Source organism: Actinospica robiniae DSM 44927 (assembly GCF_000504285.1).
Taxonomy (GTDB): Bacteria; Actinomycetota; Actinomycetes; order Streptomycetales; family Catenulisporaceae; genus Actinospica; species Actinospica robiniae.
Genome location: NZ_KI632511.1, coordinates 5,316,879 through 5,341,069 on the forward strand (window position 1 = coordinate 5,316,879; position 24,191 = coordinate 5,341,069).

Genomic DNA, 24,191 nt, shown 5'->3' on the forward strand with positions numbered 1-24,191 from the left:
TCGCAAGTGCTTGGTCGGAAGTGTTCTCGTGCCGCAATGAAAAAACCCCTCGCACAGGAGGGGTCGCCACGCTGAGTCGATCCTCAGCGCGGCCGGCCAAGAAGCAGGCGCACAGCTTGCATGTGTGCAGGATACCACCCGCCCCCGCCCGCACGGTCCCGATATCCGCCCTGATCGCGGCCGGGGTACCGGCCGGTAGCCGTGCGCGCTCTTAACTTTCGCCGCGTAATGCGATACCGTCCGGTGGGCCCACCCACACCCCGCCCCTCTCCCCGCGCGAGGACACTTGGACGCGACCCAGACCTCTGACCCGACCGGCGTCGGCCCGGGCACGCCGGGTCAGGCTTCGGCGTTCCGCCGCGCGCTGGACGACCAGGCCCTGGACGCCGGGGTGGCGAAAGAGGGTCCGCTGGATCTGACCGTTCCGCTCGATTTCGCCGAGATACGCGCGGTGCTCTCGAGTTCGGGTTCGAATCCCAAGCCGCCTCCGCCCGAGGACCTGCCGCCGCCGGTCGCCGAGGGCGGCGGGCCTCGGCGACGAAGGCGCGGCGGCGACCACGCGGCCCCGCCCGGGCACACCGGCTCGAAACGGCTCGGCCGCATCGGCGTCTTCGTCGCGCTGGCCACTGCGTTCTCGGTGGGCACGGCCGCGGCGCTGGTGCTCTCCAGCGGCGGCCAGGGCGCCTCGGTCTCGCTGCCGACCACCAACGGGAACCTGCCGGTGGTCACGGCGCTGGCCGGCGGACCCGGCCAGGTGCCCACCTCCTCCGCCGCGGCCGGCTCGAACCCCTCTTCTTCGCCCGGCTCGCCGTCGCCCTCCCCCTCGGCTTCGGCCTCGTCGTCGGCCTCGGCCTCGCCCACCCAGTCCGGGACCCCCACGGCCGCCCCGAGCACGTCGCAGGCTTCGAGTTCCGCCTCGGCCGATCCGAGTCCGTCGCAGGCGCCTGCGTCGCCCACGGTCTCCTCCTCGCCCTTCACCGATCTGCAGCAGGGTTCGAGCGGTTCGACCGTCACCACGCTCCAGCAGATGCTGGCCGAGGTGGATCTGCTGCGCCAGCAACGGCAGCGCCACGACACCGTGTTCGTGTACGTGCGCAACCGGATGATCGCGGATCCGAGCGGCAGCTACGGGGACGCGACGGCGAACGCGGTCGCCGCCTTCCAGCAGGCGAACGGCGTCGGCGCCCAGCTCGGGGTGTGCGATCAGGCCACCTTCGACGCGCTCGCGGCCCAGGCCGCCGGGCAGTGAAACCTCCTCTCATCTCACTGCCCTAAGGTGTGCGCATGTCAGTGACGAGTCTGTCCGAGCTGTGGCATGAAGTCGTGAGCACGCAGTCGGGTCCGCCGCGCTGGCAGATCATCGGCGCGGGCGCCGCGGCCCTGGCCGCGGTCGCGCCGCGGCCGGTCTGGCGGCTGACCCGAAACGCCGTCACCATCGCGCACGAGGGCGGGCACGCGCTGATCGCGCTGTGCACCGGGCGCCGGCTGAGCGGGATCAGACTGCACGCGGACACCTCCGGGGTGACCGTCTCCTACGGCAAGCCGCGCGGGCCGGGCATGGTCTTCACCGCGCTGGCCGGCTACGTCTCCCCGGCGCTGCTCGGCCTCGGCGGCGCGGCGCTGGCCGGAACCGGGCATATCACGGCCCTGCTCTGGGCGTGCGTGGCGCTGCTGGCCTTGATGCTGCTGATGATCCGCAACCTCTACGGGCTGCTCACGCTGGTGGCCACCGGCGCCGGCGTGTTCGCAGTGACCTGGTACGCGACCTCGCAGGTGCAGGGCGCGTTCGCCGACTTCGCGGTCTGGTTCCTGCTGTTCGGCGGGATAAGGCCGGTGTTCGAGCTGCAGTGGCAGCGCAGCCGAGGCCGGGCGCCGGACTCGGACGCGGACCAGCTGGCCAAGCTGACCGGCGTGCCGGGACTGCTCTGGGTGCTCGTCTTCGGAGTGGTCGCGCTCGGCAGCGCGGCGCTCGGCGCGCACTGGCTGATGCCGCACTGGACCACGGTGGCGCTGCCCGGGCACTGACCCCGGCGCCGGCCCCGCCGCTCCCGCCGCTCCCGCGCGGGCGGCTCCCTCCCGTTCACCCTGACACCTGCGAACCCTCGCGCCCCGCCCGGGGCCGGGGGTTCGCGGCGTCTCCGGCCCGGCGGATGACCCCGGCCGGACCCCCGTCTTGCCGTGAAACGCATGATCTACGATAATTCTTACGGTAGCTACGCGATTCAAGCGCAAATTTTTCTGTGGAAGGAGCCCGGTGATGACGAGCGTGGACCAAGCCGTACTTGACCGTACGGCGAGTGCCGGCAGCGCGACCGTGGACGCCGAGTTCCCGGCCTGGCCGCGGCTGGTGGAGGCGATCGAGCGGCTGCGCCCGTTCCAGGCCAAGGACGGCTCGGTGGAGGCGGAGTCCCGGGAGACCGCCCGGCAGTGCGCCGACGCCATGATCGACGCGGTCGGCGAGCTGGCCCCGTCCTTCCCGCACGACGCCGACTACCTGCGCGCGCTGCTGACGGACCTGCGCAAGTGGGCCGCCGCGGACTTCGGCGTGCCGGACTTCCTCGACTCGCTGCTGGCCTTCCGCCCGGACGCCCGGCGCGAGGACGGGCTGCGCCACCTGGTCGTCTTCCCGATGTACACCCAGAACGGCAACCCGAACCGCAACTTCGAGGCGGTGCTGCTGCGGGTGTTCTGGCCGGACTGGCTGGCCCGGCTCGAGGGCGAGCGCTACGACAACCCGCAGTTCCTGTCCATCTCGTTCGAGGCCTTCACGGCCGGCTACGACACCAACTCCGCGGTGCTCTTCCCGGAGACCGTGGCGGTGCGCGAGGTGCCCAAGTTCACCTGGGGCGCGATCTTCAGCGACCGCGAGGCGGCCCGGTTCCGCACCGTCACCGCCGCCGCGGCCGAGGTCACCCGGCTGGAGCTGCCCGACGACGCGGCCCGGCTGGTGGCCGACCAGGCCCTGGCGCAGGACGCGTTCGCGCTCTGGGACATGATCCACGACCGCACGCACAGCCACGGCGACCTGCCCTTCGACCCGTTCATGATCAAGCAGCGGATGCCCTACTGGCTCTACTCGCTCGAGGAGCTGCGCTGCGACCTGAACACCTTCCGCGAGGCGGTGCGGCTCGAGGGCGAGGGCCTGGCCCAGGCCAAGGCGGTGCAGCAGGCGATCCTGTTCGACCGGCTCTTCCGCTTCCCGATCAGCGGCGACCGGGTGCGCAACTACGACGGCCTCGGCGGCCAGCTGCTGTTCGCCTACCTGCACAAGAACGGCGTGCTGCAGTGGACCGACAACCGGCTGCGGATCGACTGGCCGGCCGTGGCCCCGGCCGTGATCGCGCTGTGCGAGCAGGTCGAGCAGCTCTACCGGGACGGCATCGACCGGCCCAAGACCGCGCACTGGATCGCCGCCTACGAGCTGGTGGCCGGGTACGTCACCCCGCACCCGGGCTCGACCTGGGCGCGCGGGCTGGGCGGGCACCCGGGCTCGCAGCCGTGGGCCGACGTGCTCCCGCTGGACGGGCCGAACAAGGGCCTGGTGGACCTGGTCCTGGCGGACGAGTTCCCGCTGAGTATGTTCTACGAGGCACTGGAGAAGAAGATGCGCCCGGTGGTCGCCGCCACCCGCGGCATCACCGCCGACGCCCGCAGCTGACCGGCGCCCGCCAGAGAGCCGAACGCACCACCGAACAAGCACCATCGAGAACAAAGGGAGCACGCATCGTGCCCGTGCAGCGCCGTCACGACCCGGACTACCGCGGCTTCGCCAGCGACAACTACGCCGGCGTGCACCCGGAGATCCTCGAGGCGATCGCCGTGGCCAACGGCGGCCACCAGATCTCCTATGGTGAGGACGCCTACACCGAGCACCTGCAGGAGCTGTTCCGGGAGCACTTCGGCCCGAGTGCCGAGGTGTTCCCGGTGTTCAACGGCACCGGCGCCAACGTCATCTCGCTCCAGGCGATGACCGACCGCTGGCAGTCGGTCATCTGTGCCGAGAGCGCGCACATCCATGTCGACGAGTGCGGCGCCCCGGAGAAGGTGGCCGGGCTCAAGCTGCTGACCGTCCCCACCCCGGACGGCAAGCTCACCCCGGAGCTGGTGGACCGGCAGGCCTACGGCTTCGACGACGAGCACCGGGCGCAGCCGGGCGTGGTGGCCATCACCCAGACGACCGAACTCGGCACCTGCTACACGCCGCAGGAGGTGCGCGCGCTCGCCGACCACGCGCACAGCCTCGGCATGCGGCTGTACATGGACGGCGCGCGGCTGGCCAACGCGGCCGCGACGCTGGGCGTCCCGCTGCGGGAGTTCACCACCGACGCGCACGTGGACGTGCTCAGCTTCGGCGGCACCAAGAACGGCCTGCTGCTCGGCGAGTGCGTGGTCGTGCTGAACCCGGAGGCCGTGCGCAGCGTCAAGTACCTGCGCAAGGCGGGCATGCAGCTGGCCTCGAAGATGCGCTTCCTCTCCGTCCAGTTCGACGCCCTGCTCGCCGGCGACCTGTGGCTGCGCAGCGCCCAGCACGCCAACGCGATGGCCCAGCGGCTCTACCAGGGCGTCAAGGACGTGCAGGGGCTGGAGATCCCGCGTCCGGTGCAGGCCAACCAGGTCTTCGCGATCCTGCCGAAGCCGGTGACCGAACGGCTGCAGAAGCGCTTCCGCTTCTACACCTGGAACGAGCACACCGGCGAGGTGCGCTGGATGACCTGCTTCGACACCACCGAGGCGGACGTGGACGCGTTCGCCGCCGCCATCGCCGAGGAGTTGCACGCCGGCTAGGCTCCGGCCGACTCCCGGTCACCCGGAATGCCGCTCGATTGGGCGATCCGCCTCCGGATCGGGTATCGTAATCCTCGCACCGGCCGCGCAGGCGGACCGGCAGCGCGCCGTTAGCTCAATAGGCAGAGCAGCTGACTCTTAATCAGCGGGTTCGGGGTTCAAGTCCCTGACGGCGCACCACAGCACAGCGGCCGGGTCGTGATCCACGACCCGGCCGCTGTGCTTTTCACGACACGCCGTCACCCGAATGCCGCGGCGGGCGAAGCAGCCTCGCGCGACTTGTCCGAATGGACCGTGTAATACCGAAGAGCACTGTAACGCCCGATCTATACTCTCTCGACCGAGCACCTTCGACGTCTGAGAATCGGGAGTTCCATGCATTCGCTCACCCCCCTGCGCACCGCCGCCGCGGCCGCCGCGGCCGCGCTGGCCGGCGTGCTCGCCGTGGCACCGCAGGCGAGCGCCGCGATCGGCTCAGCCGGCTTCGGCACCCCGCCGCGCGTGACGGACGGCGGCAGAAGCCTGACGGTGCCGCTCGACGGCGTCTCGGCCGACCAGGCCGCGGGTGTCGCGACGGCGCAGCAGATGGCCGACTCCTTCGCCGGCTCCTGGCTGGGCGGCGTGCTCCAGTACGCCGCGGACCACTCCGCGTCCGCCACGCCCACCTGCCGGATGACCGTGGCCGTCACCGACCCGAACGGCGCGGCCGGCTCCGCCACCGAGGTCCTCCCGGATCAGGGCACCGTGGCGCCGCTGACCATCATGAACCGGACCAAGGGCACCCGCTGGGGCGCGGGCGACGTCGACCACTTCAGCACCAAGACGACGTGCACGGACATGCGCGGCAACGGCCAGCTGAGCAATGTCACCCAGGACCAGGACGCCGTAGTCGGCTAATACTCCGAATAGGTGAGGGCATTAAGCCGATGGTCTGATTGTCCATACTCTCGTACACCGCTTACATGCGATTCACCGCTGATCACTCGTTAGAGTTCCTTGACACGAAAAGTCGGGAACTCGTGTACGTTTGCACCCGAGCCGAGTTGCTTGGCAGTTTCCGGCATCATGCCGTGAGTAAATAAGATAATCATTCAAGCGAAGGTAGAGGATCAGTATTATGGCGTTTCTGAAGAAGGTCGCCACAATCGCCGTGCTGGCCGGTGCGGGCGTCATGGCCACCGCCGGCCTCGCGGCCGCGGACTCGGGCGACAACACGACGCACCAGGCCGGCCTGGTCGACGTGAACGCGCTCAACAACGTTGACGTCTCGCCGAACCTCGGCTGCCTGGGCGACGGCACGCTGCGCGACCTGACGCTGCAGAGCCTGATCGGCATCGTGCCGATCGGCGTGGGCGCCGACCACCTGCTCGAGCACACCAGCCTGAACCTGCTGGCCAACGGCAACACCTCGACCGAGGTGGAGGACTACTCCTGCACCTCCGACGAGGGTTCGTCGCAGGCGGGCAACGACAGCCACCGCAGCATCGGCGCGGGCAGCAGCTACAGCGAGCACGAGACCGGCAAGGACGCCGGTTCGCACAACTCGAAGGACGGCGAGGGCGCGGGCGGCCTGCTGGGCGGCACCGGCATCCTCGGCACCGGCCTGTAAGCCACTGTCTGCACCTGCACCACGCAAAGGCCGCAGCAGCTCCGATCTGGGAGCTGCTGCGGTCTTTTCGCGTACCGCAGAAGCAACAGCCGTCGAACCGAGTGAGAGCAATCCCATTGCCGCTGAAGGCATCTCGACCACTCGCCAAGCCAGGCGCGGGGTCCGGGGCGGAGCCCCGGCTTGGGGCTCGGGGCCGTACCCCGAAAGGACACAGTGGGTTGTGCGCCCGATGTAGGCGTCATCTCGTAGCGAAGCGCGGGGACGACGCCGAAAGTGCACGCGCAAAACCCCGGACCGCGCCATTGCGGTCCGGGGTGTGTACTGCTCGTTCCGTCAGAACGCGGCCGGTCGAGGACCTGGCGCGCGCGGCTCCACCGGGCTGTTTACAGGCCGGTGCCGAGGATGCCGGTGCCGCCGAGCAGGCCGCCCGCACCCTTGCCGTTCTCGGAGTTGTTCGCGCCCGCGTCGGTCCCGGCGCTGTGCACGTCCGAGCTGCTGCCCGCGCCCACGCTGCCGTGGCTGTTGTTGCCGGCCTCGGACGAGCCCTCGTCCGAGTTGCAGGAGTAGTCCTCCACCTCGGTCGAGGTGTTGCCGTTGGCGAGCACGTTGAGGCTGGCGTGCTGGAGCAGGTGGTTCAGGCCGACACCGATCGGGATCAGGCCGATCAGGCTCTGCGCGGTCAGGTCCGGAGCGGTCTGGTCCAGCAGGCAGCCGGCGTTCGGCGAGATGTCGGTGTTGTCGAGCAGGTTCACCGGGATCAGACCGTCCTGCTGCAGGTGGTCATCGCCCGCCTGCGGGGAGGCCGCCGGGCCCCACGCGCCTTCGTCAGCCGCCGCCATGCCGGCTGCGGACATGACGCCCGCGCTGGCGAGAACGGCGATGGTCGCGGCCTTCTTCAGCAATGCCATGTTGATCGTTCTTCCTGTGGGATGCATATCACATTTTTAATGGATCAGATAGCGGAAGCCCGCTGTCGCGCATTTCTGAACGTAGCAGCCTTCAGACTGAAAACGTACACCGGACTCACGGCGTCTCGTGGTTACCGACACTAACGAGTGATCACCCGCGTGCCCTTACTCACAGCATTTTCAGTTCAGCCGACGCCTGCTTCGAAGCAAATCGCGCGGGCGACGCCCACATCGAGAGTATTGCCTGGCAGAGCTAGATCAACGCGATATTCACTCGGCCGGAGGACGCCGGAGAAAATTTTAGGACGATCGCAACTGTGGACCGCCGGACTTTTCACCCCCCTCTCGCGTAACGCAATGAAAGGGACCCGGAAAAATCTCACACAGATTCAAACAGGGGATATCGGACCAGCCGGCTCTGGGCTGGGAATCCGGTCGGCCCGCAGCCCCGGTCCGCGAAAGCTGCGGGCGCGCGGCTTTGGCCGGCGGTCAGTGGCCCGCGGCCGGCGTCATCTCGTCCTCGTCGGCCAGCATCGCGCCGCCGGCCGCCGCGGCCTGCGCGTTCGCGTCGAGCACCTGGCTGACCCCGGGCAGATCGTGGACCGGCAGGCCGTCGCCGAAGACCTGGGTCACGCCCGTGGAGCGCACCGGCGCGCCCGCGACGGTGGCGTTGAGCGCGCCGGAGAGCGGGTCGAGCTGGGAGCCGGCGAACGGGTAGAGCCGCATGCCGCCGACCGAGCCGAGCATCGCCGTGCCCGTCGCGGACGCGTCGGCCTGGGCGATTGCCGGGACGGCCGCGCCGGCCAGGGCGAGCGGAATGAGCGCGAACCGTGCGATCCCTGCCATGAAAAAACTCCTCCACTGTGACGGGATTCGGATGTCGTCTTGGAATGTAGTCGCCGCCTCTCGCATCCGAAGACAGACACGCGACGACGATCTCCAGGTCTCTTGATTGGACGACTGTCGCAGGGTCCTGTTCGCTATGGGCCCTTATTCGCACCGTCGCGCGGCCGGCGGCCGCGGAGCTGAGGTGGCGCCAGATCGCCCGTACAGCCGAGCGTGTCGCGCCGCCACGCTCCGATCAGATGGACATATCATGTCCAAATGGGTGAGGTAGTGATGATTCCGGTATGTGCCGAGCGGACCGGGGCACGAGGGAAGCGGCCAGTCCATCCCAACGAAGGAGAACTTGAACCATGCGCGCTTCCCGTGCCGTCTCGCTGGCGCTGCTCACCGTGGGCCTGACCGTCGGCGGCATCAGCGCCGCCGCCGCGGACGCCTCCCCCAGCGGCTCCAACCACAACGTCACAAGCTCGGCCGCGAGCTCCGGGTCGAACTCGACCACCGCCGACGGCGTCACCAGCCACCGGGCCGACGAAGGCGTCGCCATGGGCAGCCACGCCTACGGCGACTCTTCGTACCCGTCCGTCCAGGGCAAGGACGTCAAGCACGACTGCACGTGCCGCGACAACCAGATGGACCGGGACCGGTACGGCGACCACCACCGCCGCCACCACGACGACGACGCCGACCAGCTCACCGACCTGCTCGAAGCCCTCTTCTAAAGCACACGCTCCGTCAGCACGACGGCACTGATATATAAGCAGGCGCGCCGGCTCGGCCGGCGCGCCTGGCTTCAGTTCCCTGCGACGTCGAGGATGAGCGCGGCCAGGGTGCGCGCGGCTTCCGGCCGGCCCTGGCGGCGCGCCTGCACCGCCATCTCGCCGCGCGCGGCAGGGTCGGCGAGCAGCGGCTCCAGCGCTTCGCGCAGGTCGTCGGCGGCCAGCGGGCCGACCAGGGCCCGGGCTGCGCCGCGCTCTTCCAGGAACCTCGCGTTGTGCGCCTGCTCGCCGCCGGCCGAGGAGGCCAGCGGGATCAGCACCGCGGCCTTGCCGAGGCCGGTGATCTCGGCGATCGTGCCGGCGCCGCTGCGCGAGATCACGAGGTCGGCCAGGGCGTAGACGTCCGGCATCTCCGCGCCGACGTACGGCGTGACGTGATACCGGCGCGCGAGTTCGGCTGACAGTTCGCCGGCCGCCTGCCGCTGCCGCTCCAAGTCGGCCGCGCCACACTGGTGGATCACGTTGGCTCGCTCGAGCAGCCACGGCAGCAGCTGCGTCACCAGAGCGTTGATCTGCTTCGCGCCCTGCGCCCCGCCGGTCACGTAGACCGTCGGCTTCGCGGCGTCGAACCCGGCGAGGTCCAAGGCCTTGCGCGCCTTGTCCGCCTCGCCCTGGAACAGTTCCGGGCGCACCGGATTGCCGGTGACCTCGGCTCGGCCGCCCACCCGCGGCGGGAGCAGCTGGAGGCTGGACTCCGAGGACAGCGCGGTGCGCGCGGCGAGCCGCACGAGCATCCGGTTGGCCAAGCCCAGCCGCACCGTCTGCTCGTGCACCATCAGGGGACGACGGCTCAGCCAGGCCGCGACGCTCACCGGCACCGCGACGTAGCCGCCGAAGCCGACGACGACGTCCGGGCGCGCCGAGCGCACGATGCCGAGGGCCTGGACCGCGCCGAGCGGGACCCGGAAGGCGTCCCGGATGTTCGCCCAGGTGATCATCCGCAGCGGGTTGCCGGCGCGGCGGAGCTTGCCGGTGGCCACGGAGCGGAACGCGATGCCCGCCTCGCCGGCCACCCGCTCCTCCAGGCTCCCGGCCGCACCGATCCACAGCACCTCGGCCGGCGCGGCGCCGCGCTCGGCGAGCACGTCCTGGAGCGTGCGCACGGTGGTCAGCGTGGGGTACACGTGCCCGCCCGTGCCCCCGCCGGTCACCATGATCCGAACCGCCCGGCCCTCGACTTCTCGCCTGCCCGCCACGCTCGCCCTCTCGTCTCTCGCACTGTGCTGAGGTACCCGCAGAGCCTGCCATACCCGCCGGTCGCGCGGCGAACGAACCGCCGTCCCGGCCCGCCGGGCACGGCCGGCCCTCGCGGCTCAGCGCATGGTGGCGACGTCGATGACGAAGCGGTAGCGCACGTCCGAGGCCAGCACCCGCTCGTAGGCCTCGTTGATCTGCGCCGCGGCGACGACCTCGATGTCCGCGCCCAGGCCGTGGGCGGCGCAGAAGTCGAGCATCTCCTGCGTCTCCGCGATGCCGCCGATCATCGAGCCGGCAAAGGAGCGGCGGCGCGGGATGAGCGAGAAGACCCTGACCGCGAGCGGCTCCGGCGGGGCGCCGACGTTGACCAGGGTGCCGTCGACCGCGAGCAGGCGCAGGTAGGCGTCGAGGTCGAGCTGGGCGCTGACCGTGTTCACGATCAGGTCGAAGCTGCCGGCCAGCTTCGTGAAGGTCTCCGGGTCGGCGGTGGCGTAATAGTGGTCCGCGCCCAGACGCAGGCCGTCGTCCTCCTTGCGGAGGGACTGCGAGAGCACGGTGACCTCGGCACCCATCGCGTGAGCGAGCTTCACGCCCATGTGGCCGAGGCCGCCGAGGCCGACGATCGCGACCTTGCGGCCGGGCCCGGCGCCCCAGTGCCGCAGCGGCGAGTAAGTGGTGATGCCGGCGCACAGCAGCGGCGCGGCCGCGTCGAGCGCGATGCCGTCGGGGATGCGCAGGACGAAGTCCTGGTCGACGACCACGTGCGTGGTGTATCCGCCCTGGGTGACCGTCCCGTCGCGGTCGATGCCGCCGTAGGTCGGCACGTTGCCGTTGCGGCAGTACTGCTCCTGCCCGGCCTGGCACTCGGGGCACTCGCGGCAGGAGTCGACCATGCAGCCGACGCCGACCCGGTCGCCGACGGCGTGCTTGGACACCTCGGCCCCGACCTCGGTGACCAGCCCGGTTATCTCGTGGCCGGGGGCGAGCGGGAAGCGCGTACCGCCCCACTCCTCGCGCACGGTGTGTATGTCGGAGTGGCAGATCCCGCAGTAGTGGATCTCGATCAGCACGTCGCGCGGGCCGACGTCCCGGCGCTCGACGGTGGTGGCGGTCAGGGGGGCGTTGGCGCCGGGGGCGGCGAAGGCGTTCGCGGTGAGCACGAAGGGGCCCTTTCTGCTCGATTGGTCCGCCTCAGTCTTCCACCCGCCCTCGCGGCGGCTTCCGGCGGTGCGGCGCCCGCGCGGGCGGCAGCCGCGTTCCGCGGGCGGACGCCGCGGACCAATCACCGGATGATTGAGACCGCCCGAGTGCCAAGGCTCTGATAGCGGTGCCGGGCAATACGATCTCCACGGCGAAAGTACGGCTGCGGAGGGAGAAGTCCGGTAAACGCTGCGCGACGTCTTCCGCGGAGCATCAGACGTTTGGCTCGCTGACCTGGCCGACGGTGGAGAATCGAGCGGTTGATATCGGCTCCCGCCAGCCCTTCGCCAGGGGTGAGCCGGATGGCGTATCGGGGCTGACCTGCTCGTCCGGGGGTAGCGCCGCTCTCGCCATGACCTGCATGGCCGAACATTCAGTGGCAGTGAACATCTGCCTATTGACGAACGTGATAATGTGCAGCACCAGCTTGTGAAATGGGCTGGGTATGCCCGAAACCAGATCAAGGAAGCGACGTCAGAGCGGGCATCCGCACCGCAGCCGGCGCAGACTGGATACGAAAGGAGCAGGACCATCATGGACAACACTGAGAAGTCCCTTGTCACCTCGAACCTGGACGACGTTCGTCAGGCCCCGCTCGGCGCGCTGCCGAGCGCCGAGACCCTGCGCCGCGTTCGGCCGGCTGACAGCAAGCGGGTTCCGGTCGCCGCGTTCAACGCATCGCTCTGATGAGGACGGGGCGCTACGCCGCCCTCGATCCGCGCGATCGCCGATAGGATTTCGGGGCCTTTCGGCCTAACTTCACCCCACAGCTCCACGTCGGCCGGTTCGCCAGGCGAGCGGCCGGCGTGGAGCCTCGGCTTTGCCGTCCCGTCGAGGCCCGTCCCGTCGAGGTAGGTCACCCGTGCCCGCCCGCTCCGCCCCCTTCCGCCAGTTCGTGATCAAGGTGCATTCGCGCTGCGACCTGGCGTGCGACCACTGTTATATGTACGAGGCGGCCGACCAGGGCTGGCGCGGCCAGCCGATGGTGATGAGCGTCGCGACGGCCGGGGCCATCGGGGACCGGATCGCCGAGCACGCGGCCGGCGCCGAGCTGGGGCTGGTCCGGGTGGTGCTGCACGGCGGCGAGCCGCTGCTGGCCGGGGCCGAGCGGCTCGGCGAGATCATCGACGCGATCGGCGATCCGATCCGGCAGCTGCCCTCCCCGCCCCGGCTGGACCTGCGTATCCACAGCAACGGGGTGCGCCTCGACGAGACGCTGTGCGACCTGTTCGCCAAGCACCACGTCAAGGTGGGCATCTCCCTCGACGGCGACCGCGTGGCCAACGACCTGCACCGCCGCTACGCCAACGGACGCTCGAGCCATGCCCAGGTGCTCGACGCCCTGGCCCTGCTGCGTACGCCGCGCTACCGGCACCTGTACGCCGGGATCCTGTGCACCATCGACCTGCGCAACGACCCCGTCTCGGTCTACCATGCCCTGGCCGCCGAGCAGCCGCCGCGGATCGACCTGCTGCTGCCGCACGCCACCTGGGATGTCCCGCCCCCGCGCCCGGACGGCATCGCCCGTCCGTCCACGGCCGCGGACCCGGCCTACGCGCGATGGCTGCTGAGCGTGTACGAGGCCTGGGACGCCGACGGCCGGCCCTTCGGCATCCGGATCTTCGACTCGATCCGCTCCACGCTGCACGGCGGCCCGCCGCTGACCGAGGCCCTGGGCCTGGCCCCGAGCGACGTGCTGGTCATCGAGACGGACGGCGCCATCGAGCAGGCGGACTCGCTCAAGGTCGCTTTCGACGGGGCCGTGGACACCGGCCTCAACGTCCACCGCGATCCGCTCAGTGCCGCCTCCGCGCACGCGCAGATCGCCGCGCGGCAGGACGGCCCGACGGCGCTCAGCGCGCAGTGCCGGTCCTGTCCGGCGCTGGCCAGCTGTGGCGGCGGGCTCTACGCCCACCGCTACAAGTCCGCGGCCGCCTCCGCCGACGATCCGGCCGCCGCCTTCCGCAATCCCACGGTCTACTGCGCCGACCTGCTCCACCTCGTCTCCGACCTCCACGACCGAGAAAGCCGCGACGCCACCTCCATGCCACGGCTCAGCCTGCACTCCGATCAACTCGACCAGCTCGCCGCCGGGTACGGCGGAGCCGAAGCGCTGCGCCAGCTGGGCGCGGGCCAGGCCAGCGTCAACCGGGCCCTGCTGGCCGGGGTCGGGGCCGCCCTCGCCGACCAGCACTCCGAAGCGGCCCGGGCCTGGGAACTGCTCCTCGCCCTCGACGCCGCGCATCCGGAGGCGGTGGCCGAGGCCGTCGCGCACCCTTTCTTCCGTCCCTGGGCGCTGGATGTGCTCGACGATCCGGTGGCCGCGCACCCCGCCCCGCTGATCGGGTACGCGCTGACCGCCGCGTCGCTGGCAGGGCAGCCGGCCGAGCTCCCGGTGCCGCCCGACTCCACCGGCATCGATCTGCCGGGCATCGGCCGGATCGCCGTGGTGGAGGCAGTCGCAGGGCTGGAATCCGGCGGTGCGCCGCGCGCTTTGATCGAGGCGGCGCGCTACCTGGGCGACGGCGTATCCGTGCCGCGGGTGCTGCTCGAAGACCTCGACCCGAGCCGCGACTGCTTCCACACGCCGCTGGTGCCACGGCTCTCCGAGGACGAGCTCGATCGCTGGCGCGAGGCCTTCGCCCAAGCCTGGCGGTTGATCGAGCAGCAGTACCCGGAGTACGCCCCGGCCCTCGCCGGCGCGCTGCGCGCCCTGGTGCCGCTGCCGCCCGCGCTGGACGGGCACGCCGTCAGCGGCACCGCGCGGCAGGCGTTCGGCGCGCTCGGACTCGCCCTGCCCGAGGACCCGCGCGTCCTCGCCCTCCTGCTCATCCACGAGTTCCAGCACGTGAAGCTGGGCGCCGTGCTCGATCTCTACGACCTCTACGACGAGGCCGACACACGGCTCTACTATGCGCCCTGGCGCGAGGATCCGCGCCCGCTCGAAGGCCTGCTCCAGGGCACGTACGCCCACGTCGCAGTGATCGACTACTGGCTGCGGCGGATCGAGAGCGACGAGGCCGCGCAGATCCACTTCGCCCGCTGGCGCGCCCAGACCTGGGCCGCTCTGGACGTACTCGAGGACTCCGGCTCGCTGACCGCGCTCGGATCGCAGTTCGTCGCCGGGCTGCGCGCCACCGTGACGCCGTGGCTGGAGGTGCCTGTCTCCGAAGCGGCGCACGAGGCCGCGGTACACACCAGCTCCGCCCACCGCGCCGCTTTCGAATCAGGCGCGCCCGCCACTGCGGCGGCCCGTCTTAGCTAAAGGGCTCCCCAGCCCGGCGCGGAAGTTGAGAATAGAACCCATGGAGCCACGCGGCATCCCGCTGCGCGCGCAGTTGACGCACCTCGGGCTGAGCACCGGACAGACGGTCCTGGTGCACAGCTCGCTGCGCAGCGTCGGCTGGATCCCTGGCGGCGCCGCGGCGTTGCGCGACCTGCTGCTCGACATCCTCGATCCGGCGGACGGCACGCTGGTGGTGCCGACTCAGACCGGGTCGACCTCGGTCACCTCAAGCGGATTCGCGGCCGCCACCGCCGGCCGGTCCGAGGCCGAGTACCGGGCGTACCTCGACCGGCTGCCCGGCTTCGACGCGGACCACTCCCCCTCGGAGGAGATGGGCGCGCTGGCTGAGGCGGTGCGCACCCACCCGGACGCGTGGCGCAGCCCGCACCCGATCACCTCGTTCGCCGCGGTCGGCCGGCTGGCCGCGGAATTGATGTCGGCACATCCGCTCCATTCTCTGCTGGGCAAGGAATCCCCGCTCGGCCGGCTTTACGAATGCGACGCCCTGGTGCTGTTGATCGGGGTGGGCTACGACAAGTGCACTGCATTCCATCTCGGCGAGAATCCCGAGATCGCGCCGGAACGGGACTACCGGTGCAAGATCGGCGATTCCTGGCGGCGTTTCCGGGCCCCGGCCCATCGCGACGAGGAATTCGCCGAACTGGGCACGATGTTCGAAAGCTCCCGGCCGCACCGGGTGCGCGAGGCGCAGGTCGGCGCGGCCCGCTGCCGGCTGTTCCCGCTGACCGAGGCGGTGGACTACGCCGCGGTGACGCTGCCCTACCTGCGATTCGCGCGCTGATACGCTCCGGACGCGCGCCGCGTGCGCCCCTTCAGCGCGGCTGGAATCCGTCCTATAGTAAGAGGACTGTCTCTCTGGGATCTTGGGTGGGGCGAGGCGAAGGGAATGATCCATGGGGTCGAGCCTTCGGGATTCCGCGGTCGGCCCCGCTGAGGGCGAAGGCGTCAGTTTCGGACCCGGCTTCTACTTCAGCTACGCGCACACCCCGCCGCTGCGCGGAGACCGCTCCGATCCGGACTACTGGATCAAGCGCTTCTTCCACGAACTCGAGACCGAGGTCCGGCATCTCGACCACCGGCTGCACGGCGGCTTCGTGGACCACCGGATACCGGCCGGCCTGGACCCGGCCGAGTACGCCGCGCACCGGCTGGCCGAATGCCGGGTGTTCGTCCCGCTCTACGGCGACAACTACTTCGAGAGCGAGAAGTGCGGCCGGGAATGGGCCGTGTTCGAGCGCCGGCGCCGGCTGCGCAAGGCCCGCACCGGCGACGACGGACGCTCGATCGTCCCGGTGCTCTGGACCCCGAGCACCCGCGAGCAGCCCGACTGCGCCCGCCGGGTGCCGCCGGCCCGGCTGCTCGAGAACGACCTGTACCTGGATCTCGGGCTCTACCAGCTGATCCGGCTCTACGAGCACGAATACCACGAGGCGGTGCTGCGCCTCGCCCAGCTGATCGTGCACCGCGCCCGGGTCGAGGCGCCGCCGGCGATCTCCCCGGACTCCCACGGCGAGGTCGAGCCCGCCTTCCCCGGCCGGGCCAGTCCGCAGCGCCCGCTGTACATCGCCGTGGCCGCCGCGGTCCGGCGCACCGTGCCGCGGGAACGCGATCCGGAGTACTACGGCGGCAATCCGGAGGAGTGGCGCCCCTACCAGCCGCAGGTCGCGGAGCCGCTGGCCGAGCGCGCGGCCCGGATCGCCGGGACGCTCGGCTACTCCGCCCGGATCAGTGTGCTCTCGACCTCCTCGCCCGAGACGAAGATGCCGGGCCCGCAGCTGGAATCGCAGCGGCAGCAGGGCCCGAGCATCGTGCTGGCCGACCCGTGGGTGTTCGACGGGTTCCCCACCAGCCGCACCGCGCTGGAGCGGGTGGACCGCTGCCGGCGCGAGACCGTGCGGCTGATGGTTCCGTGGAGCGGCAGCGACGGCGAGACCGCCCGGCAGCGGCTCTACCTCGAAGCCCGGGTGCAGACCACGGTGCCGTGGATGTTCCGGTGCTGGCGCCGGTCCCTGCCGGAGCGATTACAGGACCTGGCCACGGCCGAGCAGTTCGACGAGGCCCTGCTCGTGGTGATCGACCGGGCCCGCAGCTACTTCCTGAGCACGAGCGAGCCCCTGCGCAACGCCCCGCTCAACCGCTACTCGAGCCGGCCGAGGCTGGCCCCGGCACCGCACGAGGAGTCCCCGCCGTAGCCCGGGGGCCGCGGAAGCACCCGTTCGCCCACCTTCGCTCCGCCCCCAGGACATCCGAGACCGCACGCAAGAGGTTAGGACCATGAGCGCACGCAAGCCGGGTCAGGTCGTCACCTTCTACTCGTACAAGGGCGGCACCGGCCGCACCATGTCGCTGGCCAACATCGCCTGGATCCTGGCCGCGAACGGCAAGCGGGTGCTGATGGTGGACTGGGACCTGGAATCCCCCGGGCTGCACCGGTACTTCGCCAAGTCGCTGCTCGACCCGGACGCCCTGGCCGCGACCAAGGGCGTGGTCAACATGGTGCGCGAGTTCGAGGACTCGGCCGCGGAGACACCGGAGGAGCAGCGCGGCTCGAACTTCTACCGCGACCTGGCCCGGGTCAGCGACTACGCGATCGCCATCCGCTGGCCCTTCCCCGACGGCGGCGCGCTGCACTACATGTCGGCCGGCCTGCAGAACCGCAGCTACTCCAGCGCGGTGGCCAGTCTGGACTGGGAGCGCTTCTACGAGCACCTCGGCGGCGGAGAGCTGTTCAACGCCTTCCGCGCGGACATGAGGGCGAACTACGACTACGCGCTGATCGACAGCCGCACCGGCCTGAGCGACGTCGCGGACATCTGCACCCTGCACCTGCCCGACGTCATCGTGGACTGCTTCACCCTGAACAACCAGGGCCTGGAGGGCGCGCTGACCGTGGCCGGCGGGGTCGCGAAGTTCACCAACCACCCGATCCGGCTGCTGGCCGTGCCGATGCGGGTGGACGAGGCGGAGAAGAACAAGGCCGACGCCGGCCGGGCGGCGGCCCGCGAGCGCTTCGCCGACCTGAAGATAGAGGAGCTCGCCTCGCCCCGGTACTGGGGCCAGGTCGAGATCCCGTACGTGCCCTTCTACAGCTACGAAGAGACCCTGGCCACCTTCGCCGACAGCCCCAACGACCGGCACACCCTGCTCGACGCCTACCTCAGGCTGACCGCCGTGCTGACCGAAGGCGAGGTGCGCGAGGTGCCCGAGATGGACGACGTGGCCCGGAAACTGGTGCTGGCCGAGGTATCCCGGCTCCAGCCGAGCCGGCAGGAGCAGCTGGCCATCGCGTACGTCGCGGAGGACCGGCTGTGGGCCGAGTGGGTCGAGGCGGTCTACCTGCAGGAGGGCTTCGACGCCCGGATCGTCCCGCTGTTCGACGACCCGGCCACCCGGCCGGTGATCGAGCCGAACACCCGGATCGTCGCGCTGATGTCGGCCGAGACCACCCGCAACCCCGGCGCCATGATCCAGCTGCGTTCGTGGTCGAACACCGGGCAGCTGTCCGTGGTCGCGCTCTCCGAGCTGCGCTCCGACTCCCGGCTGGCCGCGGCCTCGACCTGCGAGCTCTACGGGGTGACCGATCCGGCCGCCGCGGCCGCGCAGCTGCTGCGGCTGGTCGGCGTGCCCGAGCCGGAGGCCGTTCAGGCCCGGCTGCCCGAGGGCCACCGCTACCCGACCGGGCACCCGCGGATCTGGAACGTCAGCGCCCGCTACACCGTCTTCACCGGCCGCGACGAGGCGATGGAGCGGCTGCGCCAGCAGATCGTGGGCGGGTCGGCGACGGTGATCCTGCCGGTGGCGCTGCACGGCCTCGGCGGCGTCGGCAAGACCCAGCTGGCCCAGGAATACGCGCTGCGCTTCAGCGCCGACTACGACCTGGTGTGGTGGATCAGCGCCGAGTCCACCGAGTTCATCGACGAGGCCCTGGCCGGCCTGGCCCGGCGGCTGCACCTGCCCGGCTCCGGCGAGTCGATCACCGAGGACTCGCAGCTGGTGCGCGAGGTGCTGCGGCGCGGGGAGGCGGGACGCTGGCTGCTGATCTACGACAACGCCACCGACCCGTCCAAGCTCCAGCCGTTCCTGCCCAGCGGCACCTCGGGGCACGTGCTGATCACCTCGCGCAACCAGGCCTGGGCGCAGCGGGCGGTGCCGCTGGAGGTGGACGTGTTCACCGCCGCGGAGAGCATCGAGCACCTGACCCACACCGTCAACGGCCTGAGCGACCGCGACGCGCTGCGGCTGGCCGAGCTGGTCGGCCACCTGCCGCTGGCGGTGCAGAGCGCCAGCGCCTGGCTGAGCACCACCGGCACGCCGGTGGAGCAGTACATCCAGCAGCTGTCCGAGCAGATCACCCGGGTGCTCGAGACGCCGCCGGAGGACTACCCGGTGTCGGTGGCGGCGACCTGGACCATCGCGCTGCAGGACCTGGAGGAGCGGCGGCCGGCGGCGGCGCGGCTGCTCGAGCTGTGCGCGTTCATGAACCCGGACGGGATCTCGACGCACTCGATGATCTACACCAACGCGATGCTCGACACCCTGCGCAAGTTCGACCGCTCGCTCGTGGACATCGGCATGATCGGCATCGTGGTGGCCGAGCCGGTGCGCCTGAGCCTGCTCCAGCTCGACCAGGCGGCCCGCGAGCTGCGCATCCACCGGCTGGTCCAGGAGGTCATCAAGGCCCGGATGACCGGGTCGAAGCAGGACGAGGTGGTGCACGCCGTGCACGGCATCCTCGCCGCGGCGCGCCCGCAGTCCGGGGACACCGACGACCCGGAGAACTGGCCGCAGTACGCGCTGCTGTGGCCGCACATGACCCCGTCGAGGGCGATGGACTGCGACGAGGGCCCGGTACGCCAGCTGCTGATCGACCGCATCAGGTATCTGTGGAAGCGCGGCGAGTACCAGAACGCGCTGGAGTCCGGCGAGCGGCTCGAGGAACGCTGGCTGGACCGGATCGACGAGCTCGGCGGCCTGCAGACGGACCCGGGCGGCGTGCTCTACCAGCAGCTGCTGGTGCTGCGGAACCTGCTGGCGAGCATCATGCGGCTGCAGGGCGACTTCAACCGGGCCTACCAGATCGACTCGGACGTGCTGGCCGAGCAGGAGCGGCTGTTCGGCCCGGAGCACCCGCACACGCTGCTGAGCCACCTGTGCATCGCCGGCGACCTGCGCGGCCTCGGCCGGTTCCAGGACGCGCTGGACAGCGACCTGGCGACCTACGAGCGCCACCGCCGGGTCTACCCCGAGGGCGACGCGCGGCTGCTCGGCGCGGCGAACAACCTGGCGGTCAACTTCCGTCTGCTGGGCGACTGCTACAAGGCGCTGGAGCTGGATGAGAGCACGTACATCCAGCGCCGCTCCACCCTCGGCCCGAAGCACCCGTACACGCTGTATTCGAGCTCGAACCTGGCCCGCGACCTGCGCGACGCCGGCCAGTACACGCAGTCCACGGACGTGCTGCGGGCGGCCTTGGCGGACTACCGCGAGGCGGTCGGGGACACCAGCCCGGAGACGCTGCGCACGGCCAAGAGCCTGGCCGTGTCACTGCGCAAGGCCGGCGAACTGGCCGAGTCGGCGACGCTCGCCCGCGAGACCTACGACCGCTACCGCGGCGAGTTCGGCGACACGAACCCGGACCTGCAGTCCTGCGCCCTGGTCTACGCCGCGGCGCTGTCCGCGGTGGGCGAGCACGGCACCGCGAAGGAGCTGTGCCTGACCGTGCTGGGCCGTTATGAGGAGCAGCTCGGCGCGCAGCACCCGTACACGCTGTGCTGCCTCAACAACCTGTCCACCTACGTGCGCAAGTCGAACGACTTCGAGGAGGCGCTGGATCTGGCCCGCCGGGCCTTCGAGGGCCTGAACACGCTGCTCGGCGATCACCACCCGTACACGCTGATCGCGGCCGCGAACGTGGCCAACAGCCTCGTCGACCTCGGCGACCTGCGCCCCGCCTCCACGCTGGAGGACGAGTCGGCGCGGAAGCTGGCCGGCGTGCTGCGGCCCAAGCACCCGGACGTACTGGCGATCGAGTCCAACCACGCGGCCACCCTGGAGAACCTCGGCCACACCGCCGAGTCGGCCCACCTGCGCAGCCGCGTGGTGGCCGACATGGAGGTCACCCTGGGCCACCAGCACTTCAACACCCGGGCGGCCCGGCAGTCGCAGCGGCTGGACTGGGATCTGGAGCCGCAGCCGATCTAACGCGAGTCGATGATCGGCTGGGTGCTGATGGGGCGTGGTGGCTTGTCGGGTCGGGTGTGGGCGGCCGCTTCGCGTCGCCCGTTTTGTCCGACCACCCGCCCACCCGTTGCGTTGGCGGGGCGGGCTGCGGTTTCAAGATCTCGCCTCCGGCGGGGACCTTCCCTCGGAGAGAATGCCGGGGTCGTGTGGGTGCTGTCGTTGGCGGGGCGGGCTGACGTTGGGGGTGGTGGGGTTGCGGGGGTGTGCTCTCTCCTCGGCCGGTCCCCGGAGGCAATCAGGGACCTGCCGGGAGGTCAAGCGGCGGTGGCCTGGGTTGATGCTGAATCGTGCATCGCGCCGCTTGACCTCCCGGCAGAACCCTGATCAGGCTTCGCCTGCCCGACCGAGGAGAGAACCCACCCCCTGAGGGAGCAGTGCGAGCTGCGCTCGGGCCGGATCCCGTCCCGCGGCCCGGCCGCGCCCGATCCGGAAGAATCCTGCATCATCGTTCGAGACCGCTCTTCGCTTCTCTACTGATTCAACGCCGGGGAACGCGACCGAGTGCCCGGAAATCTCCATAATTTTTGCTTATTCGCTGGAAGCCGGATACGCGGTTTTTGTCGGTGGTGGCGTCTAGCATGGAAGCGTACGGGGATCGGGACTTGTGGCAAGAGGGTGGTGGGCGGGGTGGCCGGGGTGTGGCGGAAAACGGTGCAGGATCTCCCCTCGGGGTGCGATCGAGCCGCGCGATCGTGCGCGTTGCGTGAGCTCCGGGTGGATCGGACCGGGGCGATGCAGAATCCTTCCGCATCGAACTCGGCCGGCCTGCGGGATTGTGCAGCGAGGTCTGGGATCGGGGTGGATCGCACGAGGGCGGCGCAGGATTTCACCTCAGGCGCGACCCGAGCATCGACGCCTCCGCGCGGATCAAGGATCGGGATGGCCGGATCAGGGTGATGCAGAATCCTTCCGCATCGAACGCGACCGGGCCACGGGCTCGGACTCGGACTCGGCCCGAGCGCAGCTCAGACTCGTACCTCAGGGGGTGGGCTCTCTCCTCGGTCGGGCAGGCGAAGCCCGATCAGGGTTCTGCCGGGAGGTCAAGCGGCGCCATGCAAGATCCAGCATCAACCCAGGCCGCCGCCGCTTGAGCTCCCGGCAGGTCCCTGATTGCCTCCGGGGACCGGCCGAGGAGAGAGCACACCCCCGCAACCCCACCACCCCGAACCCCAACCCGCCCCGCCAACGACAACAACCACGCAACCCCGGCATCTCTCCGAGGGAAGGCCCCCGCCGGAGGCGAAAGCTTGAAACCCCAGCCCACCCCACCAACGCAACGGGTGGGCGGGTGGACAGAAGAACCAGGCGACGCGAAGCGGCCGCCCACACCACGACGACAACCACCCCGACCCGACCCGACAAGGCAACCCTCCCTACGAGGACCCAGCCGATCATCATTAGTGCACTGATCACGCTGCTCGCACCCGCCGACGAGGACTGGCCCCTACGCGGCGGACGGCTCGGCCGGCTTCGACGGGTCGCCGTCGCCGTCGATCCAGCGCAGGATGTCGACGAGCACTTCCATGGCGCTGAAGTGCGCGGCGTGCCGGGCGATCTCGAGGGTGGCACCGGGGATGCGTCCGGCGAGCCAGCGGGTGTGGCCGACCGGGGAGAAGTGGTCCTGTTCGCCGTGCCAAAGGTAGACCTGGCCGGGGATGTCGGCCGGGTCGAAGCCCCAGTCCTGGGTGAACGAGCGCGCGTCGTCCACCCAGCCGCCGCCGGAGGTGCGCACGGCCTCGGCCATGGCGCGCTTGAAGCCGGAGCGGATCGTGTTGTCCGCCACCACCCGCCAGTCGGCCTGCTCGAGTTCCGGGCCGAGGTTGCGCAGCATCAGGTTCGGATCGCCCCGGATCTCCTCCGCGGTGGCCTCGATGATCGGGGCGAGCAGGCTCACGCCCTTCTCGGCGACCAGGTACTCGCGCACGTTCGAGTCCGTCATGCCCTCGTACCAGTCCAAGCCCTCGCTGCGGAACGGGGCGAGACAGACCAGCGCGGCGGTGCGAACGACCCGGTCCGCCAGCAGGGCGGCGCAGGCCAGCGCGTGCGGGCCGCCGCCGGAGCGGCCGACCACGCCGAAGCGGCCGAGGCCGAGCGCGTCGGCGATGTCCTCCACATCCTCGGCGGCGTGGCGCACGAACCGGCCGGGCAGGCGGTCGGAGCCGCCGTAGCCGGGGCGGTCGTAGGCGATCAGACGGATGCCCAGATGGTGCAGCCGCATCGGCATCGGGTGCGGGCCGAGGCGGCTGCCCGGGGTGCCGTGGAGGAAGAAGACCGGGGTCGCGCCGCGTGGGCCGAGTGTCAGGATCCTGAGTCTTCGTCCGTCCCGCGCGAACACCGTGCGTTCCACTCTGGCAGCCTCTCCTTCCGCATGCCGCCCGCGGCTCGCCGCCGCCGGTAAGGCGCTTTGGATTTATGGCCATTACCCCCCGGGATCGTGATCACTCCCGGTTCGCGCCGAATCGGAACCGTTCCGAAACGTGCGACGCGGCCACAGTGAACGGGGAGCAGACTGTCCGGATGCAGACACCCGAAGGCGCCCGTACCCGCGCACCGGGCTCCGGGCCCGGCCCGATCACGCCCGACGGCTGCGCGGTCGACCTCTATGCCGCCGTGCCGGCCCGCGGTGAACCAGAACTCATCCACGCCTCGGTACCGGCGCACGCTGCGGTCTTGGAGCTTGGTTGCGGCACAGGCCGGATCAGCACCCCGCTCGCACGGCTCGGGCACCGGGTCGTGGGGGTGGACGAGTCGGCCGAGATGCTCGCGCGCTGCGTCGGAATCACCACCGTGCGCTCCGGGATCCAGTCGCTGCGGCTGCCCGAGCGCTTCCCGGTCGTCGTGTTGCCCTCGCATCTGGTCAACTCCTCGGACGTCGAACTGCGCGACGCGTTCCTGCGCACCTGCCGCGAGCACGTCGAGAGCTCCGGCATGGTTCTGATTCAGCGCCATCGGCGCGGCTGGATCGCCGAGGCCGCCGACTCCGCCCACGACGACGGCACCCTGCGCAGCAGCCTCCGCGTGCTCGGCCGTCCCGCGCCGGGCCTGCTGCACGGAAGCATGACCTATGAACTCGGGGATTCCTTGTGGAAACACGAATTCACGGCCCGCGACCTGCTCGACGAGGATCTGCCGGACGTGCTCGCCGCGGCGGATCTGCGGCTCGATCGGATACTGACGGACGACGGCTCGTGGTTCGTCGCAGTGCCCACGGCATAGGAGCCGCTCAGGCCCGTGACATGGCGTCACGGGCCTGAGCTTTCCCCGGGCTGCCCGCGGCTCGTGGGCGAAGCCGCTCCCTTGTGGGGTCCGGGGCGTTCAGAGGC

18 protein-coding genes and 1 tRNA gene are annotated in these 24,191 nt (G+C 70.6%); 14 read left to right on the forward strand and 5 right to left on the reverse strand.

All coding sequences use genetic code 11. The annotated features are described in order from the left end of the window. Positions 1-286 precede the first annotated feature (286 nt). The 7 genes from ACTRO_RS43710 (at position 287) to ACTRO_RS22455 (ending at position 6,394) form a co-directional block, all read left to right on the forward strand. Complete coding sequence (locus tag ACTRO_RS43710; RefSeq protein WP_051451218.1) at positions 287-1,249, forward strand: peptidoglycan-binding domain-containing protein; 963 nt, start codon at positions 287-289, stop codon at positions 1,247-1,249. A 35-nt stretch (positions 1,250-1,284) separates the two neighbouring features. Further along, positions 1,285-2,025, forward strand: a complete 741-nt coding sequence (locus tag ACTRO_RS22430) for a M50 family metallopeptidase (RefSeq protein ID WP_034265953.1) — start codon at positions 1,285-1,287, stop codon at positions 2,023-2,025. A gap of 232 nt (positions 2,026-2,257) precedes the next feature. After that, positions 2,258-3,658, forward strand: coding sequence for a DUF6421 family protein (locus ACTRO_RS22435; RefSeq protein ID WP_034265955.1), 1,401 nt, complete (start codon positions 2,258-2,260; stop codon positions 3,656-3,658). 68 nt (positions 3,659-3,726) lie between these two features. Beyond that, positions 3,727-4,785, forward strand: a complete 1,059-nt coding sequence (locus ACTRO_RS22440; RefSeq protein WP_034265958.1) for a threonine aldolase family protein — start codon at positions 3,727-3,729, stop codon at positions 4,783-4,785. A 104-nt stretch (positions 4,786-4,889) separates the two neighbouring features. Next, a tRNA-Lys gene (locus ACTRO_RS22445) sits at positions 4,890-4,965 on the forward strand. 195 nt (positions 4,966-5,160) lie between these two features. Continuing rightward, entirely contained in the window at positions 5,161-5,682 is a 522-nt protein-coding gene (locus ACTRO_RS22450) for a hypothetical protein (RefSeq protein WP_034265962.1), read from the forward strand. A gap of 220 nt (positions 5,683-5,902) precedes the next feature. Beyond that, positions 5,903-6,394 carry a hypothetical protein gene (locus ACTRO_RS22455; RefSeq protein ID WP_034265965.1) on the forward strand — a complete coding sequence of 164 codons (492 nt, stop codon included), beginning with the start codon at positions 5,903-5,905 and terminating at the stop codon, positions 6,392-6,394. 383 nt (positions 6,395-6,777) lie between these two features. Here the strand turns inward: ACTRO_RS22455 and ACTRO_RS22460 are convergent, their stop codons facing one another. Together ACTRO_RS22460 and ACTRO_RS22465 are read right to left on the reverse strand one after the other, a co-directional pair. Beyond that, complete coding sequence (locus ACTRO_RS22460) at positions 6,778-7,302, reverse strand: hypothetical protein (protein WP_034265969.1); 525 nt, start codon at positions 7,300-7,302, stop codon at positions 6,778-6,780. Between the two features lie 489 nt (positions 7,303-7,791). Further along, a complete protein-coding gene (locus ACTRO_RS22465; RefSeq protein WP_034265972.1) occupies positions 7,792-8,148 on the reverse strand; it encodes a hypothetical protein in 357 nt (118 codons plus the stop codon). Positions 8,149-8,498: 350 nt separating this feature from the next. On the opposite strand from ACTRO_RS22465, the gene ACTRO_RS22470 reads away from it, so the two are divergent. Continuing rightward, on the forward strand, positions 8,499-8,867 hold the full coding sequence (locus ACTRO_RS22470; protein ID WP_034265975.1) for a hypothetical protein: 369 nt from the start codon (positions 8,499-8,501) through the stop codon (positions 8,865-8,867). Between the two features lie 71 nt (positions 8,868-8,938). On the opposite strand, the gene ACTRO_RS22475 is transcribed toward ACTRO_RS22470, so the two are convergent. Next, positions 8,939-10,078 (reverse strand): glycosyltransferase, encoded by a 1,140-nt coding sequence (locus ACTRO_RS22475; RefSeq protein WP_051451219.1) that lies wholly within the window; start codon positions 10,076-10,078, stop codon positions 8,939-8,941. Between the two features lie 159 nt (positions 10,079-10,237). After that, the gene (locus ACTRO_RS49820; RefSeq protein WP_034265982.1) at positions 10,238-11,281 is read right to left on the reverse strand and encodes an NAD(P)-dependent alcohol dehydrogenase; all 1,044 of its coding nucleotides are present in this window, start codon (positions 11,279-11,281) and stop codon (positions 10,238-10,240) included. 574 nt (positions 11,282-11,855) lie between these two features. On the opposite strand from ACTRO_RS49820, the gene ACTRO_RS47405 reads away from it, so the two are divergent. From ACTRO_RS47405 to fxsT, 5 genes are all read left to right on the forward strand, one after another. Then, the gene (locus tag ACTRO_RS47405) at positions 11,856-12,008 is read left to right on the forward strand and encodes a hypothetical protein (protein WP_157436375.1); all 153 of its coding nucleotides are present in this window, start codon (positions 11,856-11,858) and stop codon (positions 12,006-12,008) included. A gap of 175 nt (positions 12,009-12,183) precedes the next feature. After that, positions 12,184-14,586: an FxsB family cyclophane-forming radical SAM/SPASM peptide maturase gene (locus ACTRO_RS22485; RefSeq protein WP_051451220.1), complete on the forward strand. Its 2,403-nt coding sequence runs from the start codon at positions 12,184-12,186 to the stop codon at positions 14,584-14,586. A gap of 40 nt (positions 14,587-14,626) precedes the next feature. Further along, positions 14,627-15,409 carry an AAC(3) family N-acetyltransferase gene (locus tag ACTRO_RS22490; protein ID WP_034265985.1) on the forward strand — a complete coding sequence of 261 codons (783 nt, stop codon included), beginning with the start codon at positions 14,627-14,629 and terminating at the stop codon, positions 15,407-15,409. 112 nt (positions 15,410-15,521) lie between these two features. After that, entirely contained in the window at positions 15,522-16,820 is a 1,299-nt protein-coding gene (locus ACTRO_RS22495) for a TIR-like protein FxsC (protein ID WP_034265988.1), read from the forward strand. 82 nt (positions 16,821-16,902) lie between these two features. Continuing rightward, a complete protein-coding gene (gene fxsT / locus ACTRO_RS22500) occupies positions 16,903-20,829 on the forward strand; it encodes an FxSxx-COOH system tetratricopeptide repeat protein (protein WP_034265992.1) in 3,927 nt (1,308 codons plus the stop codon). Between the two features lie 1,483 nt (positions 20,830-22,312). On the opposite strand, the gene ACTRO_RS22505 is transcribed toward fxsT, so the two are convergent. After that, positions 22,313-23,215, reverse strand: coding sequence for an alpha/beta fold hydrolase (locus tag ACTRO_RS22505; RefSeq protein WP_034265996.1), 903 nt, complete (start codon positions 23,213-23,215; stop codon positions 22,313-22,315). Between the two features lie 170 nt (positions 23,216-23,385). On the opposite strand from ACTRO_RS22505, the gene ACTRO_RS22510 reads away from it, so the two are divergent. Next, positions 23,386-24,084 carry a class I SAM-dependent methyltransferase gene (locus ACTRO_RS22510; RefSeq protein ID WP_034266000.1) on the forward strand — a complete coding sequence of 233 codons (699 nt, stop codon included), beginning with the start codon at positions 23,386-23,388 and terminating at the stop codon, positions 24,082-24,084. Positions 24,085-24,191: the final 107 nt, after the last annotated feature.

Coding starts and splice junctions, on each gene's coding strand:
- ACTRO_RS22435 (WP_034265955.1), top strand. CDS start 2,258: ATGACGAGCGTGGACCAAGCCGTACTTGACCGTACGGCGAGTGCCGGC.
- ACTRO_RS22490 (WP_034265985.1), top strand. CDS start 14,627: ATGGAGCCACGCGGCATCCCGCTGCGCGCGCAGTTGACGCACCTCGGG.
- ACTRO_RS22475 (WP_051451219.1), bottom strand. CDS start 10,078: ATGGTGACCGGCGGGGGCACGGGCGGGCACGTGTACCCCACGCTGACC.
- ACTRO_RS47405 (WP_157436375.1), top strand. CDS start 11,856: ATGGACAACACTGAGAAGTCCCTTGTCACCTCGAACCTGGACGACGTT.
- ACTRO_RS22510 (WP_034266000.1), top strand. CDS start 23,386: ATGCAGACACCCGAAGGCGCCCGTACCCGCGCACCGGGCTCCGGGCCC.
- ACTRO_RS22450 (WP_034265962.1), top strand. CDS start 5,161: ATGCATTCGCTCACCCCCCTGCGCACCGCCGCCGCGGCCGCCGCGGCC.
- ACTRO_RS22455 (WP_034265965.1), top strand. CDS start 5,903: ATGGCGTTTCTGAAGAAGGTCGCCACAATCGCCGTGCTGGCCGGTGCG.
- ACTRO_RS22465 (WP_034265972.1), bottom strand. CDS start 8,148: ATGGCAGGGATCGCACGGTTCGCGCTCATTCCGCTCGCCCTGGCCGGC.
- ACTRO_RS22495 (WP_034265988.1), top strand. CDS start 15,522: ATGGGGTCGAGCCTTCGGGATTCCGCGGTCGGCCCCGCTGAGGGCGAA.
- fxsT (WP_034265992.1), top strand. CDS start 16,903: ATGAGCGCACGCAAGCCGGGTCAGGTCGTCACCTTCTACTCGTACAAG.
- ACTRO_RS22460 (WP_034265969.1), bottom strand. CDS start 7,302: ATGGCATTGCTGAAGAAGGCCGCGACCATCGCCGTTCTCGCCAGCGCG.
- ACTRO_RS22430 (WP_034265953.1), top strand. CDS start 1,285: ATGTCAGTGACGAGTCTGTCCGAGCTGTGGCATGAAGTCGTGAGCACG.
- ACTRO_RS22470 (WP_034265975.1), top strand. CDS start 8,499: ATGCGCGCTTCCCGTGCCGTCTCGCTGGCGCTGCTCACCGTGGGCCTG.